Origin of the sequence: Patiriisocius hiemis (genome assembly GCF_031846325.1) — a bacterium.
GTDB classification, from domain to species: Bacteria; Bacteroidota; Bacteroidia; order Flavobacteriales; family Flavobacteriaceae; genus Patiriisocius_A; species Patiriisocius_A hiemis.
This window is the reverse complement of sequence record NZ_JAVRHZ010000002.1, coordinates 491314-510302: the sequence shown is the minus strand read 5'-3', so window position 1 is coordinate 510302 and position 18989 is coordinate 491314. Positions and strand designations below refer to the sequence as shown.

Here is an 18989-nt window from a genome sequence, read left to right as displayed (position 1 = left end):
GGTTATTTTTATTGCAACCTATTTTAATACGTATTTCAAAAGGTTGATATCAAGATTAGAATTACTTTAATTATTGAACCTTAATTAAAGCTCTTCTCAATAATTGCCATAAACCTATTGGCAAATTCCTCTTTATCTAACCAATAGTTGTAATCTGGTTTTACTTTCCCCTTTATAAATGTTGCAGCCTCCTCATAATTTGACATAGTGCTAACTTGAGAAAGCACTCTATTATAATCTTCGTTTTTACCATCAAAAAGGTGTTTAATAAACGCTAATCTATCATTAAGCCCAATAGAAAGTCCATTGTTTACAGCGTCATTAATAGACTTTGGTTTACCGCCCATTTCCTTTTTTTCTTCAATGAGAGAGCTTGAGGGTTTTGGCACTTCTCCTCCTTTTGTAGGCTCTTTCTCTTTTAGTGTGTACCTTTTGGGTTCTTCGGTTTTGCGAGTGAATGTTGGTGTTTGTTGATAGTTTGAAGCAAACTCTTCAAGGTCATTTTTAACGTATTTTTTCTTGGGCAAAACCTCTTCCAATAGCTCATCCACACGGCGTGATTCTTCTGGCATTTGGGCTACAATGTCCTTTATTTTTTCCATTAATGGCTCTATGAGGTCTTCTTTATGCTCAGGTTGCGGCACAGGTTCTGGCTCTTTAAACCAATTTTCTTCTCTAAAACTCTTAGAGTCTAAAGAAGCTTGTTGGGATAATTGCTCTGGAGAGTCTTCAATTTGTGATTCTAAATATGCTAGCACACTAAGTTTTTCAAACAAAATAGCGACAGCATTTTTTACTTTTTTAGTGTCAAAATTGGTGTCAAGTTCAATTATTTTCTGGGCAGTTTGAGTGATATCTTCTCTCAGTTTCTTCTTCATAACTTTTATAAATTATACGCTAGGTACTCTATTTTGTTTTGTTAAATTTACGCATCCTTACTTAAAACGTCAAGGAAATAGGTTTTAGTTTAATACTTCTTTATGTTTTTAGAAAATACAGTAAATCAAAAAGAGCAGTTTGGATGGATTGAGGTCATCTGTGGCTCTATGTTTTCTGGAAAAACAGAAGAACTTATTCGCAGACTTAAACGCGCTCAATTTGCTAGACAAAAGGTAGAAATCTTTAAGCCTACTGTAGATGTACGTTATGATGAAGACAAGGTGATTTCTCATGATAGTAACGAAATACGCTCTACACCTGTACCTGCTGCAGCAAATATCCCAATGCTTGCAGATGGGTGTGATGTTGTGGGTATTGACGAAGCTCAGTTTTTTGATGATGAAATTGTGAAGGTGTGTAATGATCTTGCCAATAGAGGGGTTAGAGTAATTGTAGCTGGACTTGACATGGATTACAAAGGAAACCCCTTTGGACCTATGCCAGCATTAATGGCTACAGCAGAGTACGTGACTAAAGTTCATGCCGTGTGTACTCGCACAGGAAATTTAGCAAATTATAGCTACCGAAAAGCTCAAAGCGACGACCTAGTCTTGCTTGGTGAAACCGAAGAATATGAACCCCTTAGTAGAGCTGCCTATTACAAAGTAATGCTTCGAGAAAAGGTAAGCAAAATAAAGGTGAAAGATGCTGAGCAAATCCCTCCAAAAAAGCAAGCTTAGTTTATGCCAAAAGCCAAAGAAACTGTTCTAGAGATAAACCTAAATGCACTTGAGCATAATTACAGGTATATCACTTCAAGAATAAATAATAGCACTAATGTACTTGGGGTTGTAAAAGCTTTTGGTTATGGAAGTGATGCTGTAAGTGTAGCAAACTCTTTAGCACAACTTGGAGTGGCTTATTTTGGAGTGGCCTATACTAGTGAAGGTGAAGAACTGCGCAATGGTGGTATACAAACCCCTATTTTAGTTTTACATCCACAGTCCATTAACTTTAATAAAATAGTTAATAGATGCCTAGAGCCCAGTATTTACTCTTTTAATATGCTTACTAAGTTTATTGAATTTGCCGAAAGTAAGAATCAAAAGAGCTACCCCATTCATTTAAAATTTAACACGGGGTTAAACAGACTTGGTTTTACTGAATTTGATATTGACGAGATTATTAAAAAACTAGCAAAAACTGAAAGTGTAAAAGTAAAATCTGTTTTTTCGCATTTGGCAGCTAGTGAAGACCTTAATGAAAAAGTATTTACCGAGAAACAATTACAGCGGTTTAATCGTATTGCTTTAGAGCTGGAAGAGAGTCTACAGTATTCTTTTACACGACACACACTTAATACTTCAGGGGTGCTAAATTATCCAAACTCTCAGTATGAAATGGTACGTACAGGAATAGGTTTATATGGTTTTGGTAATAATGCAAAAGAAAACAAAAACCTACAGCCAGTAGCTACATTAAAAACTATTATTTCTCAAATTCATATACTTAACGAAGGGGATACCATTGGTTACAATCGAGCAATGACAGCTACACAAAATATGAAAACAGCTACATTACCCATTGGACACACAGATGGTATAAATAGAGCTTATGGAAATACTATAGGGTGGGTTACAATCAATGGTAAAAAAGCACCTATTGTTGGGAATGTTTGCATGGATATGATTATGGTGGATGTTTCTAAAATTGACTGTAACGAAGGTGATGAAGTTATAATTTTTGGTGATAAGGGAAGTACTGCAGAAGAGCTTTCTGCTGCAATTAACTCTATACCTTATGAGTTGCTTACTGCTATTTCACAACGGGTAAAACGAGTAATCTGTCGAAAATAAATACTTTAAGGCTTATTTTTTTCGGTAAAGGGCACATTTTTTCTATTTTAGAACCCTATTAACCTTAAACCCATCAAAAATGTTAAAAGAATTTAAAGAATTTATTATGACTGGCAACGTCATAGACTTGGCTGTTGCAGTATTACTTGCAGGCGCAATGGGGCTTGTAGTAAGTGGATTTACAAATGATATCATGATGCCAATTGTTGGGCATTTTACAGGAGGCGTTGATTTTTCTGAGTTAAAAGTAGTTTTATCTGAAGCAGTTGTAGCAGCAGATGGAACCGTTACTACTCCAGAAAACGCAATCCTTTGGGGTAAATGGGTAAATGCAATTATTAACTTGATTATAGTTGGATTTGTATTGTTTATGATTGTAAAAGCATACAACAAAACAAAAAAGCCAAAAGAAGAAGCTCCTGCTCCAGACCCAGGACCAAGCGAAGTGGATTTATTAAAAGAAATAAGAGACGCTTTAAAAAAATAATAAACGTTAGCGAATCACCGCTACATTACTTTATAATAATTAAACCCTTTTTAGCTTGGCTAAAAAGGGTTCTTTTTTTGCATAATATTATGAAAGGTTTATCATCTAAGTCCTACTTTTGAAAAAAGTTTAATTTAAAAAATTGGCTCAAAAAAGAGTTTAAAAAATGAAAATAACAGTTGTAGGAGCTACTGGTATGGTAGGTACAGTAGTCTTAAAAGTATTAAAAGAGCAAAATATTCCTTTAACAGATTTAATCCCTGTTGCTTCTCAAAAATCTATTGGAAAAGAGGTTATATTTAATAATACTCCCTACAAAATTGTTGGTATGCAAGATGCCATTAATGCAAAACCAGATATTGCAATATTTTCAGCAGGAGGGGATACTTCCCTAGAATGGGCTCCTAAGTTTGTAGAAGTTGGCACAACTGTAATAGATAACTCCTCAGCCTGGAGGATGGAACCAAGTAAAAAACTAATTGTCCCAGAAATAAATGCACACCTCCTTACAAAAACAGACAAAATTATTGCTAACCCAAACTGTTCTACAATACAACTTGTATTGGCTTTAGCACCACTTCATAAAGAATATGAGATGAAACGCGTTGTTATCTCTACTTATCAATCTGTTTCAGGAACAGGTCTAAAAGCAGTACAGCAATTAGAAAATGAAATAGCTGGTGTTAAAGGTGAAATGGCATACCCGTATCCTATTCATAAAAATGCATTGCCTCATTGTGATGTTTTTGAAGAAAACGGCTATACCAAAGAAGAGCTTAAGTTAGCTCGGGAACCACAAAAAATACTTGATGATCGTACTTTTTCTGTTTCGGCTACAGCAGTTAGGATTCCAACTGCAGGTGGGCATAGTGAAGCTGTTAATGTAGAGTTTAGAAATGATTTTGAACTTAATAAGGTACGCCAACTCTTACATGAAACACCTGGTATTACAGTACAAGACAATCCAGACACAAACACATATCCAATGCCTGTATATGCCAATGATAAAGATGATGTGTTTGTGGGACGTATTCGCAGAGACATGACACAACCTAATACACTAAACTTATGGATTGTAAGTGACAACTTGCGTAAAGGAGCAGCTACTAATGCCGTACAAATTGTAAAATATCTTATTGATAACGATTTAGTATAAGCCTACTTTGTAAGCAAGGATATTATACAGCGTCTAAAAAGCAAGAAACAACCAAAAATCATATAAAATGAAAATTGTAAATCTTGTAATTCAAATTGGGTTAGGCATCATGCTACTTGCTTTTGGACTTAATAAGTTTTTCTGGTTTATGCCAGATTTTGATTTTACTGGCTACCCAGAAGCAGAGCACCTTTTTAACGCCTTGCGCTTCTCTGGAGATGATCCAGAAGCTGGAAAAGGATATATTATGAACCTTGTAGGGCTTACTGAAGCAGTAGTTGGGCTTTTACTTATTTTTAGAAAATGGGTTCCTTTTGCATTAGTTATGCTAGTTCCTATATCTATTAATATAGTCTTATTTCACGCTTTCGTAAACTTACCTAACATAGGCCCTGCTATTTTAGTGGCAGTTCTTAATGGGTATCTTATGTACAAAAATTGGGAGGCATATAAACCGTTATTTGCTAAATAAGAGATTAGCCCAATACACAATCTAAACAATCACTACTTCATAATTTTCTCATCTATTGTTAAATTGTAAGTACTTGCTATACAATGTAAAACAGATTTCTCTATATTTACAATAAAAACAAAAGGTGTTGTGAATTTTAAGAATCTGTTTTTTGGGCTTCTTTCATTCTCTGTAATAGTTTTAAGTTGTAAGTCTGATGACTCAGACTATACCTCCTTGGATATAGAAACAGAGGCAGACTTTGTTCAAGTACTCCAAAATAATACAATAGAAATTAATGTTTTTTCAAATGACACTAATGTTCCATTAGAAGGAGTATTAACTACTAGTGCGCCTCAAGAAGGAACTGTTGAAATTACAGACCCCAATAACACCCCTAATAATCCTAGTGACGACCTTGTAGTTTACAGGACGACACCAAACTTTACTGGAGAAGATATTTTTGAGTACACAGTTTGTACTGCAGATAACTCCGTTTGTGAAACAAATACAGTTACCGTTACTGTTTTAAGTTCTTCAGAAGTTGTTTTTAATCTTTCTGAAATGCCCTACCCAAAACTTTCAGATTATAACTTTTTTGATGGGGATATTGCAGAGCAAATTCCTAATACGGGTATTATTCCATATAAACCTATTAGCTCACTTTTTTCAGATTATGCTTTAAAGAAACGTTTCATTTGGATGCCTAATAATACCATTGCAACCTACAATGGTGACCATAGCGTACTAGAGTTACCTGTTGGTGCAATTATTATAAAAGCTTTTTATTATGATAATGTACAACCCTCTAATAATAGAAGAAATATTGAAACCCGTTTAATGGTTAGAAAAGAAACAGGATGGGTTTTTGCAACATACGTCTGGAACGAGCCTCAAACAGACGCCTTTTTTGACCTTAGTGGCTCTTTTACAGAGGTAGAATGGCTACAAGAAGGACAATTAAAAACGGTAAATTATAGAATCCCTGCAGAAAGCCAATGCTTAACGTGCCATGAAGCTGCTGAAAGCTCAATCCCAATAGGCATTAAACCACAAAATTTAAATACTGTATATTCGTATTCTGAAGGTGTTAGTAATCAACTAGATAAATTGGTTGAGGTAGGATATTTAGAAGATGCTGTTCCTTCAAATATAAATACTGTTGTAGATTGGGAGGATGTATCACAATCACTCGAAATGAGAATGCGATCCTATGTAGATATTAACTGTGCACATTGCCATGCAGATGAGCGTTACTGTGATTATAGACCAATGCGTTTTCAATTTGATTTAACTAATGATGTTACCAATCTAGGTGTATGCGTTGACCCTGATACTAACATCCCACCAAATACAAAAATTGTTGTTCCTGGCAATAAAGATGAGTCCGTTCTGTACTTTAGAGTAAATACAGATTTAGAACAATATAGAATGCCTCTATTAGGCAGAACAATTATACATGAAGAATATGTCGCTCTTGTAGAAGAATGGATTAACTCACTTTCTGAAACTTGTGACTAAATAACCTTAAACAAAAAATTATGAAAAAAATTAGTACCCTTTTATTTTTCTGTATGCTGGCAGTAGTTGCTGGTGCACAATCTGTGACTTTCACGACACAGACCCTTCCCACTTCAGGCTCTAATAGAGCAGTTGTAGACATGAATGGCGATTACCTTGATGATATTGTATCAATATCTCAAACAAATGTCAATATTTTTTATCAACAACCCAATGGAGATCTTATAGAAGAAAACATTACAACCACAAATGCAGACTTTACACCTTCTTGGAGTTTGGCAGCTGCAGATTACGATAGAAACGGGTTTACAGATTTACTTTATGGTAATGGAAGCGGTGTAACATTTATGCGAGCAAATAACACAGGAACAGGTTTTACTGAAATTTCTGGAGATGAATATGTTTTCTCACAGCGGTCTAATTTTATTGACATTAATAATGACGGTAACTTAGATGCGTTTGTATGCCATGATGTTGAGCCAAATGTGTACTATATTAACGACGGCGATGGAAATTTAGGGTTTATACAAGGTGGTCTTGGCGATTTTCCAAGTGGAGGTAATTATGGATCTGTTTGGATAGATTATGACAATGACCGTGATATGGATATGTTTATAGCAAAATGTGGAGGTAGTGTAGAAAGAAGAACCAATCAAATGTTTAGAAATAATGGAGATGGTACTTATACAGAGGTAGGTGAAGATACTGGCCTTGCAGACCCTATGCAAACATGGTCCTCAGCTTGGGGAGATTATGACAACGATGGAGATATGGATGTATTTGTAGGAGCAAGTTCCGGTACTCATAAGTACATGCAAAATAATGGTGATGGTACATTTGAGGATAAAACAGCTTCCTCTGGAGTGTTAGCTTTAAGCGCTACGGGTATTGAAAACACTCCTGTTGACTTTAACAATGATGGGTTCCTTGATATTGCTTCTAATGGAAATATTTTAATTGGTAATGGAGATGGTACATTTACTGAGATACTAGAAAACGTTATTTCGTTTGATAATGGATCTATTGGTGATTTAAATAATGATGGTTATATGGATCTTTTTGCTAACGGAATTATCTATTATAATGATGGCGGATCAAACAACTGGATTACTATAAATACAGTAGGGACAGAAAGTAATATTAATGGTATTGGCGCAAGAATTGAGATCGAAACACCCTCTGGAACACAAATTAGAGATGTAAGAAGTGGTGAAGGGTTTAGGTTTATGAGCACATTAAATACACACTTTGGTATTGGTACAGATACAGAAATTAGTTCTATTACCGTGTACTGGCCATCTGGAGTTATTGATGTAGTAAACGACCCAAATATTAATGAAGTTATAACTATAATTGAAAGCCCTATCCTAGGAGTTGATGACAACTCAATAGGTAATTTAATAGTGTACCCTAATCCTACAGAAGAAACATTAAACTTGAAAAACACTCTAGGTTTAGAAAATGCTATTTATACAGTATTTGATGTTACAGGTAAAAGAGTTTTAAACGCAAAGCTTACTGCTGAAACTATAGATGTCTCAGCATTAGATAGTGGAGCATATGTATTAAGGGTTTTCAGTAATGGAAACTTTTTAACTCAAAAATTTATTAAAAAGTAAAAAGGTTATTTTTTATATCTAAAGCCTGATTGAAAACCAATCAGGCTTTTTTTGTATATTTAAGTATCTAAACACTTAATCAACAACACAATGAATTCAACTTTTACTAAAATCCTAAGACTTCTCTTAGGACTAAGCTTACTTATCTTCGGAATTAATAAATTTATCGGCTTTATCCCTATGTTTGAAATGCCTGTTGCGGCAGCAAACTTTATGGAGTCGCTAGAAAGTACAGGCTATGTTTTATATGTAGTTGCAATCCTAGAAATTATTATTGGTATCTTACTTCTCTTAAATAAGTGGGTGCCTTTCGCGCTCATTTTACTAGCTCCTATTTCAGCTAATATTTTATTGTTTCACCTATTTCTAGATGTTTCAGATATATTGGTTGCAATAATTATAGCATCGCTTAATATTATATTGATTTATAAGTATTGGAAATCGTATAGGCCTCTTTTTCAGTAAAGCATGTAATTTCTAACAAATTTATAACATCTTACAAAGCTCTTTATAACTACATTTACAAGCGTTTAAAACAATTAACTAATGAAAAACATACTATTTCCAATTGCAGTACTTTTACTAATTGTAGGCTGTAAAGAAGAATCAAAAAAAGAAGTAATTACATTGGAGTATCACAAAACTAAAAAAGTGGATACTGTAGACACCTATTTTGGTGTTGATGTACCAGACCCGTATCGTTGGCTAGAAGATGATATGAGTGAAGAAACCGGAAACTGGGTAAAATCTCAAAACGAAGTCACTTTTGGCTACTTAGACAACATTCCTTTTAGATCAGAATTAAAAGAGCGTTTGTCCAAACTTTGGAACTATGAAAAAGTAGGAGCCCCTTTTAAAGAAGGAGAGTATACTTATTTCTATAAAAATGATGGGTTACAAAACCAATACGTAATCTATCGATATAAAACAGGAGAAGACCCAAGTACAGCAACAGTATTTTTAGACCCCAACACCTTTAATGAAGAAGGAACAATTTCTTTAGGAGGATTAAGTTTTTCTGAAGATGGCTCAAAAGCAGCCTATAGTATTAGCGAAGGAGGAAGTGATTGGAGAAAAGTATTAATAATGAATGCTGAAACCAAAGAAATTATTGAAGATACTCTAGTTGATATTAAGTTTAGTGGTCTTTCATGGAAAGCTAATGATGGTATTTTCTACTCGAGTTATGATAAGCCTAAGGGAAGTGAGCTTTCTGCAAAAACAGATCAACACAAACTGTATTATCACAAACTAGGAACCAAGCAAGCCGAGGATAAAATTATTTTTGGAGGTACCGAAGCTGAAAAGCATAGATATGTTGGTGGTAATGTAACTGATGATAATAAATATTTACAAATAACTGCCTCTGTTTCAACATCAGGAAACAAACTGTTTATAAAAGATTTAGAAAATCCAGATGCACCATTAAAAGTAATGGCTAATCATACAGATAATGATTCTTATATTATTGAAAATGTTGGGTCAAAACTTTATGTAGTTACAAACAAAAATGCTCCAAATGGAAAAATTGTAACTGTTGATGCATCAAACCCTTCCGAAGAAAATTGGAAAGATTTTATTCCTGAAACAGATAACGTTTTAAGTCCATCAACTGGTGGTGGGTATTTCTTTGCAGAATATATGGTAGATGCTGTAAGTAAGGTGCTACAATATGATTATGATGGTAATCTAGTTCGCGAAGTAGAATTACCAGGTGTTGGTAGCGCAGGTGGTTTTGGAGCTAAAAAAGAGGATGCAGAGCTATACTATTCATTTACAAATTATGTTACTCCAGGAAGTATTTATAAATATGATATTAAAAAGGGTACTTCTGAGTTATACCGAAAACCTGAAATTGACTTTAACCCAGAAGACTACGAAAGTAATCAAGTGTTTTATACATCAAAAGATGGTACAAAAGTTCCAATGATTATAACTCACAAAAAGGGATTAGAACTAAACGGGGGAAATCCAACTATTTTATATGGATATGGTGGATTTAACATAAGCCTTACCCCTAGTTTTAGTATTGCAAATGCAGTTTGGATGGAGCAAGGTGGTATATATGCTGTGCCTAATTTAAGAGGTGGTGGAGAATATGGTAAAGAGTGGCACGATGCTGGAACTCAAATGAAAAAGCAAAACGTGTTTGACGACTTTATCGCTGCGGCAGAGTATTTAATAGAAAAGAACTACACATCTAGCGACTATCTAGCCGTTAGAGGTGGCTCAAATGGAGGCTTACTAGTTGGAGCAACTATGACACAGCGACCAGACTTAATGAAAGTTGCATTACCTGCTGTGGGTGTATTAGATATGCTTCGCTATCACACTTTTACGGCTGGAGCTGGTTGGGCGTACGATTACGGTACGGCAGAAGATAGCCCAGAAATGTTTGAATATCTCAAAGGATACTCACCAGTACATAATGTAAAAGCTGGAACAAAGTATCCCGCAACTTTGGTTACAACTGGAGATCATGATGATCGTGTAGTACCAGCACATAGCTTTAAATTTGCTGCAGAACTACAAGAAAAACAAGCTGGAAACAATCCTGTATTAATACGCATTGAAACTGATGCAGGTCATGGAGCTGGAACACCCGTAAGCAAAACCATAGAACAATATGCAGACATTTATGGTTTTACCCTCTACAATATGGGTTATGAAGTACTTCCTGAAAAAGTAAACCAAGAAGTTAAAGAATAAAATCTTTTTATAAATTCATTTATAAAGGTTGTCACATTTTTTAGATATTGTGGCAACCTTTTTATATACAAATAATGTTAAACGCTACTATTTCTTCCTTTTCCTATCCAGATAGCAAAACTGTTTTAAAAGAGGTCTCTTTTAAATTAGAAAAGGGTGAACATTTGGCTATTCTTGGAGAAAGTGGTTGTGGCAAATCAACACTTTTACACCTGCTATATGGTTTATTACAATTAGAAGAAGGTGAAATTATATGGAATGGTAAGCCTTTGCTTGGTCCTGCTAGTAACCTTGTTCCAGGAGAATCGTTTATGAAACTAGTGGCTCAAGAATTTAATATAATGCCTTTTACTAGTGTTGCAGAAAATGTTGCAGAGTATCTAAATAGAGTAAACCCAGAAAAAGACAACCAAAGAGTAAATGAGCTACTAGATGCTTTAGAACTTAAAGACTTTAGAAATACAAAAGTAAAGTTATTAAGTGGCGGACAGAAACAGCGTGTTGCACTTGCTAAGGCATTAGCAAAAACCCCTGATGTCTTATTACTTGACGAGCCTTTTAGTAATATTGACACTTTTAAAAAAAGAAACTTAAGAAGAAAGCTTTTTAAATATTTAAAAGAAAGTAATTGCACCATTATAACAGCAACTCACGATGCCGAAGAAGCTTTGCAGTTCTCAGACAAATTACTGGTTCTTAAGGAAGGAGGTGTAAAAGCCTATGGAAAAACTAAAGATGTATATAAAAATAGTAACACTCCATACTTAGCCGGTTTTTTTGGAGACTTTTCAGTTTTGCCCAATGCTGTTATAGGAATAAGTAATAGTTTAGAAACTAAAATTGTATTCGCACACCAACTAGTAATTTCTAATGAAAAAACTCCGCTTAAAGTTATCATTAAAAACAGCTATTTTAAAGGAGCAAATTATTTAATAGAAGCATCCTATAAAGACAGTATTGTTTACTTTAATTCTCCTTCAATATTGAAAAAAGAAACTGTATATTTAAGATATATAAATGATTATGAAAGCTAAAATAACTCTATACCTGTTTTTTCTTGGTGTTTTTTCCTCTGTAATTGCTCAAGATAAAGACCCTTATTTACAAAAAGTACAAACGCTGGATAGCACACTAGAAACCTTGTATAGTGTTATTTCTGGAGAAAAAGGCGAAGCTAGAAACTGGGATCTTTTCAGGTACTTATTTTCTAAAGACGCTAAGCTTATTCCTTCTGGTAAAGGAAAAGATGGTATATATAAAGTACGCTATCTTTCTTCAGACGATTATATAGCATCATCAGGCAAATGGCTTGTGGAAAACGGATTTTTTGAAAAAGAAATTGGTAGAAAAGTAGATTCCTTTGGTGCTATTACACAGGTATTTAGTGCGTATGAATCTTTTAAATCACAAAAAGACACAAAGCCCTTTATGAGAGGTATTAATAGTGTCCAATTGCTAAATGATGGTTCGCGTTGGTGGATAGTAAACATCTATTGGATGCAAGAGAGTGATGAGTTTCCTATTCCAGAAAAGTATTTGAGGAACTAAAAAATGACATTAAAACATATTCAACCTACTCCTTCTGTAAAGATTGTTTTCTCAATAGTTATATCCTTATTTTCTTTTTATGCGTTAATACAAGGAAATCTATTTGGGCTGGTACTTCTCGCAGTTGGTCTAAGATTAGGAGTTAGAGAAGGAATTGAAATGGAAGTTGAGGGGGTTAAATACAGAAAAATATATTCAATCTTTGGAATAAATTTAGGGTTTTGGAGAGACTTGCCTGAAATTGAATACATTTCGCTTTTTAAAACCACAAGAAAAACAAGATCGAGAGTAATTACTGCAGAGGCAACATTAGGCTTTGTAGTCTATAGAGTAAATCTTTTTTATGAAAAAAATAAACATATTCAAGTTTACGAAAGTGATGATAGAGCAAACTCACTAGAGATAGCAAAGCATATTGCTACCGTATTAGACGTTGATATCTGGGATGCTTCAAAAGAGGAGCAAGAATGGCTTACTTAATCAATTTACACTTTTAATGCCAATAACTTTTCCATTAAAAATTAAACTATCTCCTTCTTTTTTTCCAAATAATAATTGCCCTATGGGTGCTTGTAGTGCCACACAGCAATATTGAGTTTTATTTAAAGTCACATTCCCCGCTGAAATACTAATGAAATAAGTGACCATGTCTGTTTCAACAAGGCTTCCTAGGCTTATGTTTTTTGAGCTTTTTGTTACATCTACTTTTTTTAAAATCTCTTGCAACTTCTCTATTTCATGTAATTGTCTTCCGGCATTTTCTCTATCTATTTGAAGCATTGCTCTCCCCGTTTCGTGTTTGTCACCTGCGGAGCTTTTAGATTGATCAAATAAAGACTCTTCAATACTAGTAATTGTGTTCTTTACTTTTTCAAACCTATTTTCTGTAAATGCTTTACAATGCTCAAGCAGTATTGTTTTTAATTGGGACGTATTCATTTACTAGTAGTTTCTTGTAAAGTAAAAGTACCATAATTTTGCATCTGCCTTACAATCCATGATTTCCTACTTTCAATATAACTTGATGCTGGTGAAGCATTGTATTTTCTTGGATTGGGTAAAATAGCTGCTATGGCTGCAGCTTGGGATTGAGAAAGGTTTTTTGCAGAAGTGTTAAACCAATAATTAGCTGCGGCTTCAGCACCATAAATACCATTTCCCATTTCTATGCTGTTAAGATATACCTCTAGTATTCTTTCTTTACTCCAAAGTGTTTCTATTAAAAAAGTAAAATAAACTTCAAAGCCTTTTCTAAGCCAGCTTCTTTCTGGCCATAAAAACACATTTTTTGCTGTTTGTTGAGAAATTGTACTAGCACCTTTTACTCGACTGCCTCTCTTATTATCTTTGTAAGCTTTTTCTATAGCTTTATAATCAAACCCGCTATGATTCATAAAATTTTGATCTTCAGAACAAATAACAGCTAGTTGTAAATAAGGAGAAATTTCTGAAATAGACACCCAGTCATGCTTTGTTTCAAAAGTGTTTTCTGTATTTTCAAAATAGCGTATTGCCATTAATGGAGTGTACTTCACAGGCACAAACTTATAAAGTAGAACCCATAACAAAGAAAGCGTAAAAAACCAAAGGATTCCTTTAAATAGAAGTTTAAAAAATCGTTTAAACATAGCTGTTTATTATCCAAAGCTGGCAAGTTTTCCCCCTATACTACTTCCAATTGCAACTCCCATGCCTCCTAGTCTAATACCACAATATACATTGGGTGAAATCTCTTTAATAATTGGTTTTTTTTGAGAACCAACTCCCATAATACCACTCCAGCGTTGGTCAATACTAAACGACGTATTAGGTAAAATTGTTGTGGATAACAATTCTTCTAAGCGATTTTGAATAAGCTCTGTAAGCCCAAAATTTGATGTCTCTTCAGTTTTAAAATCAAGATTTCTACCTCCGCCCAAAAGAATTCTGTTTCCAATATTTCTAAAATAATAATACCCTCTATCTAGATGAAAAGTACCTTTAATTTTTAAATTAGTAATTGGTTTTGTAATTAAAACTTGTGCTCTTGCAGGAACAATTTCTTCATTTAAAATTTGGTTTGCAAAGCCATTCGTAGCTATAAATAGTTTTTTTACTGAAATTTCTTCGAAATTGCGAAAAATCAATGAAATTGAACCATTTTTTGATAAAAATGAGCTTATTTCGGCATTATTTAGCACTAAAACATCATTTTCTGAAGCTTTCTTAATAAGGGCATGCATCATCTTGCCTGTATCAATCTGACCCTCAAAATGATTAAAAATGAGTGCTTTTTGAGTGTTTTTGAAAGAAAACAGGTCATTTTTAATTGAAAAAACCTCTTTTTCTTTAAAAATAGCTTTTTTAAGTAAGGTGTTTAAATATGGGACGTTTTCAATACATTCTTTGTACAGCGTAGCGTCTTTTTTTGTAAAAACCTCATACCCTCCATATGGTTTGTAATCTATTATTTTATCACCAAGTAAGCTCCGTAAAACTTCTAAGCCTTTAACCCTTTGTTCCACTAGTTGAAGCACTTCATCTTCGCTGTGTGATTTTAAATCCTCTAGTAGTTCTGAAGCACTCCCAAAACATGCAAATCCAGCATTCTTTGTACTCGCTCCACTTGGAAGCATTCCTTTTTCAAAAACTACTATCTTACTTTTTGGATGCTTTTCACGTAAGTGTAATGCACATGATAGTCCAACAATACCACTACCTATAATTGCAAAATCTATATCGCTAAGCCATGTGGTTTGTTCCCAATAGGAGAGGTTCATCTTAAAAAATTTAGCTTAAATATACACATAAAAAAATCCCAAAACCCAATTGTGTTTATTGGGGTTTGGGATGTGGTTATGCTTATGTAAATTTTATTCTTCCTCTTCTGGTTCCTGCATTTGCCATGTATTCATAAAGGCAGTTGTATAGTTTCCAGCTACATAATCTGGATGATCCATTAACTGTCTATGAAAAGGAATTGTTGTTTTTATACCTTCGATTACAAACTCATCAAGAGCACGCTTCATCTTATTAATCGCTTCATCTCTAGTTTGCGCTGTAGTTATAAGTTTCGCAATCATTGAGTCATAATTAGGCGGGATCATATACCCTGCATATACATGTGTGTCTAAGCGAACTCCATGACCTCCTGGAGCGTGTAATACTTCTATTCTTCCTGGAGAAGGTCTAAAATCATTATACGGGTCCTCTGCATTAATTCTACACTCAATAGAATGTAAATTAGGTGTGTAGTTTTTTCCAGAAATTGGAACCCCAGCGGCAACCAAAATTTGTTCTCTAATTAAATCGAAATCGATTACTTGCTCTGTAATTGGGTGTTCTACTTGGATACGGGTATTCATCTCCATAAAGTAGAAATTTCTGTGCTTATCTACTAAAAACTCTACTGTTCCTGCTCCTTCGTATTTAATATATTCTGCTGCTTTTACTGCTGCTTTACCCATATCATCACGAAGTTTCTTCGTCATAAAAGGGCTTGGAGTTTCTTCGGTAAGCTTTTGGTGTCTTCTTTGTACAGAGCAATCACGCTCACTTAAGTGACACGCTTTTCCGTTACTATCCCCAACTATTTGTATTTCGATATGGCGAGGCTCTTCAATAAGCTTCTCCATATACATATCGTCATTTCCAAATGCTGCTTTACTTTCTTGTCTTGCAGAATTCCAAGCATCTTCTAGTTCTTCTTCTTTCCAAACGGCACGCATTCCTTTTCCGCCACCCCCTGCGCTTGCTTTAAGCATTACAGGATATCCGGTTTCTACTGCTACTTTTTTACAGGTTTCAAAATCTGGAATAACGCCTTCACTTCCTGGAACACAAGGCACGCCTGCTGCAATCATAGTAGATTTTGCAGTCGCTTTATCTCCCATTTTTTCAATCATTTCTGGAGATGCACCAATAAATTTAATATTGTGCTCTTCACAAATTTTAGAAAATTTAGCGTTTTCTGAAAGGAATCCATATCCTGGGTGTATTGCATCTGCATTGGTAATTTCTGCTGCTGCAATAATATTTGACATTTTTAAGTAACTCTCACTACTTGGAGCGGGACCAATACAAACAGCTTCATCAGCAAAGCGAACATGTAAGCTTTCTTCATCTGCTTTAGAATATACTGCAACTGTTTTAATGCCCATCTCCTTGCAGGTTCTAATAACACGAAGTGCTATTTCACCTCTATTGGCTATCAATATCTTTTTAAACATAGTTTTAAAGTTTCAAATCTCAAGTTTCAAACTCCAAGGTAAGTTGGATTTGTATTATTGGATTTGTATTTGAAAATTTATTAAGATGGGTCCACTAAAAATAATGGTTGGTCAAACTCTACTGGAGAAGCATCATCCACAAGGATTTTTACTATTTTACCAGAGACTTCGCTTTCAATTTCATTAAATAGTTTCATTGCTTCAATCACACAAAGTGTATCTCCAACACCAACACTACTTCCAACCTCAACAAACATAGGTTTATCTGGAGCAGGTTTACGGTAAAAAGTTCCGATAATTGGCGATTTAATTGTTACATATTTCGAGTCATCTGCATCATTACTTGCTGGTGCAGCAGGAGCAGCTTCTGAAGCTGGTGCAGCAGGTGCGGCAGGTTGAGGAGCAGCAGCCATTGCAGGCATTTGCTGAATTACTGTTGTCTCTCCTTTATCATGCTTTCCTGTTCTTATGGTAATTTTTATGTCTTCCATCTCAAGCTTAACTTCGCTAGCACCGGACTTAGCGACGAACTTGATTAAATTTTGAATGTCTTTTATTTCCATAGTTATTTGGTTTTAATATCGTGTTGGTTTTGTTTTAATTATTTTGAATTATACGCCCATTTAAGGTAAATGGCTCCCCATGTAAATCCGCCTCCAAATGAAGCAAATACAAGATTATCTCCTTTTTTAAGTTGATTTTCATAATCTACTAAGCATAAGGGCAATGTAGCTGATGTTGTATTTCCATATTTATGGATATTCATCATCACTTTTTCTGAAGGTAAGTTCATTCGCTTCGCTGTAGCATCAATGATTCGTTTATTGGCTTGATGGGGTACTAAAAATGAAACATCTTCTCCAGTAAGGTTATTGCGATTCATAATTTTTTCACTTACATCTGCCATATTAGAAACTGCAAATTTAAAAACCGTTTTTCCGTCTTGAAAAACATAGTGTTGTTTTTTTGCTACCGTTTCTGCAGAAGCAGGAAGAATAGATCCTCCAGCATCTATTTTGAGGCTTTGTCTACCAATACCGTCTGTTCTTAGGTACTCATCTTGAACACCGAGTCCTTCAGAATCAGGCTCAAAAAGAACTGCTCCTCCTCCATCTCCAAAAATGATACATGTAGCTCTATCTTCATAGTCTATTATAGATGACATCTTATCTGCACCTATTAGTAGTACTTTTTTATATCTACCAGACTCAATATATTTTGCAGCAGTTGACATTCCGAAAAGAAAACTAGAGCATGCTGCAACTAGATCATACGAAAAAGCGTTTACGGCACCTATCTGGGTTGCTACGTAAACGCCTGTTGTTGCTACTGGCATATCTGGCGTTGCGGTCGCCATGATAACCATGTCTATATCTTTAGGGTCTGTGTTGCTTTTTTCTAGAAGGTCTTTTGCGGCTTTTATTGCCAAAAATGATGTTCCTTTTCCTTCTTCTTTTAAAATTCTACGCTCTTTTATTCCTGTTCTAGTGGTTATCCATTCATCATTGGTGTCGACCATGGTCTCCAATATTTTATTGGTAAGTACATAGTCTGGAACATAGCCTCCAACAGCAGTTATTGCAGCTGAGATTTTACTCATAGATTCATGTGTTTTTCCAAAAAGCGCAAAATTGCTCTAAAAGGAGTGAAAAATACTAAATTTTAATTAAAAGTAAACCAAATTTAACCAAATTTGGCCTTTTAGTAAGTTAAAACAAAAAAACTCTCAACAAAAGTTTGTGAGAGTCTATACAATCTAAAAATGCGTGTTGTTATGCTTCTACTTCTTCAGTTGCATCTATTACCACTTGTCCTCTGTAATACAGCTTTCCTTCATGCCAATGTGCTCTGTGGTATAAGTGAGATTCTCCTGTAGTAGGATCTGTTGCAATCTGCGGAGCAGTTGCTTTGTAATGCGTTCTTCTTTTATCTCTTCTTGTTTTTGAGATTTTTCTTTTAGGATGTGCCATTACTTTATATTATTTATCCGTTAATAATTTTTTTAATTTATCCCATCTTGGGTCAGTTTCAGGTTTTGCGCTAGCATTTTCCTGTTCTTTTCCATTAGGGCTTAACTCCTCTAGCTTTTTAAGTATATCACTATCTAGAGTTCCATCTTCAACACCAGGGTGTATTCTCCTAGTAGGCATGGCTAAAACAATAGACTCGTATATATATTGCTGGATATTTACTTCGTGACTTCCGTGAGGAATAATTAAAAGGTCTTCATTTTCATCATTAAATTCGTCTCCAAATTTTACAACAAAATGATAGTCTCCAACAACTTCTTGATTGTAGGGTTCATTAGTAATATCACAATGGACATTAACGTAACCTTTAAAATCAAGCGTAAACTCAAGAAGTGTAGTCTTTTTTTCTAATACTACATCCAGCTTGACGTTCACGTCATTAAACTCTTCATACTCAAAATGCTCAAAGAACGTTTTTGTAATTTCAAAATCAAAATTGTGTTTTCCAATTTTCAGCCCAACAAAAGGGATTGTAAATTCTTTCAGTTCCTTCATTATCACACCAATTTTGTATTCTACACCTTG

21 protein-coding genes are annotated in these 18989 nt (G+C 34.6%); 12 read left to right on the top strand and 9 right to left on the bottom strand.

What is annotated here, in order from left to right:
* Nucleotides 1-80: 80 nt before the first annotated feature.
* Entirely contained in the window at nucleotides 81-878 is a 798-nt protein-coding gene (locus tag RM538_RS06495) for a DUF8457 domain-containing protein (RefSeq protein ID WP_311332595.1), read from the bottom strand.
* A 102-nt stretch (nucleotides 879-980) separates the two neighbouring features.
* Between RM538_RS06495 and RM538_RS06490 the strand changes: the two genes are divergently transcribed.
* The 12 genes from RM538_RS06490 (at nucleotide 981) to RM538_RS06435 (ending at nucleotide 12706) form a co-directional block, all read left to right on the top strand.
* Nucleotides 981-1619, top strand: a complete 639-nt coding sequence (locus RM538_RS06490) for a thymidine kinase (RefSeq protein WP_311332594.1) — start codon at nucleotides 981-983, stop codon at nucleotides 1617-1619.
* Between the two features lie 3 nt (nucleotides 1620-1622).
* Nucleotides 1623-2735, top strand: a complete 1113-nt coding sequence (gene alr / locus RM538_RS06485; RefSeq protein ID WP_311332593.1) for an alanine racemase — start codon at nucleotides 1623-1625, stop codon at nucleotides 2733-2735.
* 79 nt (nucleotides 2736-2814) lie between these two features.
* Nucleotides 2815-3222: a large conductance mechanosensitive channel protein MscL gene (mscL, locus tag RM538_RS06480; RefSeq protein WP_311332592.1), complete on the top strand. Its 408-nt coding sequence runs from the start codon at nucleotides 2815-2817 to the stop codon at nucleotides 3220-3222.
* Between the two features lie 166 nt (nucleotides 3223-3388).
* A complete protein-coding gene (locus tag RM538_RS06475) occupies nucleotides 3389-4378 on the top strand; it encodes an aspartate-semialdehyde dehydrogenase (RefSeq protein WP_311332591.1) in 990 nt (329 codons plus the stop codon).
* A gap of 67 nt (nucleotides 4379-4445) precedes the next feature.
* Nucleotides 4446-4850 (top strand): DoxX family protein, encoded by a 405-nt coding sequence (locus RM538_RS06470; protein ID WP_311332590.1) that lies wholly within the window; start codon nucleotides 4446-4448, stop codon nucleotides 4848-4850.
* A 129-nt stretch (nucleotides 4851-4979) separates the two neighbouring features.
* Nucleotides 4980-6350, top strand: coding sequence for an Ig-like domain-containing protein (locus RM538_RS06465; protein WP_311332589.1), 1371 nt, complete (start codon nucleotides 4980-4982; stop codon nucleotides 6348-6350).
* 20 nt (nucleotides 6351-6370) lie between these two features.
* Complete coding sequence (locus RM538_RS06460; protein ID WP_311332588.1) at nucleotides 6371-7969, top strand: FG-GAP-like repeat-containing protein; 1599 nt, start codon at nucleotides 6371-6373, stop codon at nucleotides 7967-7969.
* Nucleotides 7970-8059: 90 nt separating this feature from the next.
* Nucleotides 8060-8434 (top strand): DoxX family membrane protein, encoded by a 375-nt coding sequence (locus RM538_RS06455; protein WP_311332587.1) that lies wholly within the window; start codon nucleotides 8060-8062, stop codon nucleotides 8432-8434.
* 81 nt (nucleotides 8435-8515) lie between these two features.
* Entirely contained in the window at nucleotides 8516-10678 is a 2163-nt protein-coding gene (locus RM538_RS06450) for a prolyl oligopeptidase family serine peptidase (RefSeq protein WP_311332586.1), read from the top strand.
* A 74-nt stretch (nucleotides 10679-10752) separates the two neighbouring features.
* On the top strand, nucleotides 10753-11712 hold the full coding sequence (locus tag RM538_RS06445) for an ABC transporter ATP-binding protein (RefSeq protein WP_311332585.1): 960 nt from the start codon (nucleotides 10753-10755) through the stop codon (nucleotides 11710-11712).
* On the top strand, nucleotides 11702-12226 hold the full coding sequence (locus tag RM538_RS06440) for a hypothetical protein (RefSeq protein ID WP_311332584.1): 525 nt from the start codon (nucleotides 11702-11704) through the stop codon (nucleotides 12224-12226). The genes RM538_RS06445 and RM538_RS06440 overlap by 11 nt, the downstream gene beginning before the upstream one ends.
* A 3-nt stretch (nucleotides 12227-12229) precedes the next feature.
* The gene (locus RM538_RS06435) at nucleotides 12230-12706 is read left to right on the top strand and encodes a hypothetical protein (protein ID WP_311332583.1); all 477 of its coding nucleotides are present in this window, start codon (nucleotides 12230-12232) and stop codon (nucleotides 12704-12706) included.
* Here the strand turns inward: RM538_RS06435 and RM538_RS06430 are convergent, their stop codons facing one another.
* The 8 genes from RM538_RS06430 to RM538_RS06395 all read right to left on the bottom strand — a co-directional run bounded on the left by RM538_RS06430 (nucleotide 12707) and on the right by RM538_RS06395 (nucleotide 18959).
* Nucleotides 12707-13165: a GreA/GreB family elongation factor gene (locus tag RM538_RS06430; RefSeq protein ID WP_311332582.1), complete on the bottom strand. Its 459-nt coding sequence runs from the start codon at nucleotides 13163-13165 to the stop codon at nucleotides 12707-12709.
* Nucleotides 13162-13854, bottom strand: coding sequence for a monofunctional biosynthetic peptidoglycan transglycosylase (gene mtgA / locus RM538_RS06425; RefSeq protein WP_311332581.1), 693 nt, complete (start codon nucleotides 13852-13854; stop codon nucleotides 13162-13164). Before mtgA ends, RM538_RS06430 begins: the two co-directional genes overlap by 4 nt.
* Before the next feature lie 9 nt (nucleotides 13855-13863).
* The gene (locus tag RM538_RS06420) at nucleotides 13864-14985 is read right to left on the bottom strand and encodes an NAD(P)/FAD-dependent oxidoreductase (protein ID WP_311332580.1); all 1122 of its coding nucleotides are present in this window, start codon (nucleotides 14983-14985) and stop codon (nucleotides 13864-13866) included.
* A gap of 93 nt (nucleotides 14986-15078) precedes the next feature.
* Entirely contained in the window at nucleotides 15079-16434 is a 1356-nt protein-coding gene (accC, locus tag RM538_RS06415) for an acetyl-CoA carboxylase biotin carboxylase subunit (RefSeq protein ID WP_311332579.1), read from the bottom strand.
* Between the two features lie 80 nt (nucleotides 16435-16514).
* The gene (gene accB, locus RM538_RS06410; protein WP_311332578.1) at nucleotides 16515-16997 is read right to left on the bottom strand and encodes an acetyl-CoA carboxylase biotin carboxyl carrier protein; all 483 of its coding nucleotides are present in this window, start codon (nucleotides 16995-16997) and stop codon (nucleotides 16515-16517) included.
* A gap of 38 nt (nucleotides 16998-17035) precedes the next feature.
* Complete coding sequence (locus tag RM538_RS06405; protein WP_311332577.1) at nucleotides 17036-18034, bottom strand: beta-ketoacyl-ACP synthase III; 999 nt, start codon at nucleotides 18032-18034, stop codon at nucleotides 17036-17038.
* Between the two features lie 172 nt (nucleotides 18035-18206).
* On the bottom strand, nucleotides 18207-18404 hold the full coding sequence (gene rpmF / locus RM538_RS06400; protein ID WP_311332576.1) for a 50S ribosomal protein L32: 198 nt from the start codon (nucleotides 18402-18404) through the stop codon (nucleotides 18207-18209).
* A gap of 9 nt (nucleotides 18405-18413) precedes the next feature.
* Nucleotides 18414-18959 (bottom strand): YceD family protein, encoded by a 546-nt coding sequence (locus RM538_RS06395; protein ID WP_311332575.1) that lies wholly within the window; start codon nucleotides 18957-18959, stop codon nucleotides 18414-18416.
* Nucleotides 18960-18989 lie beyond the last annotated feature (30 nt).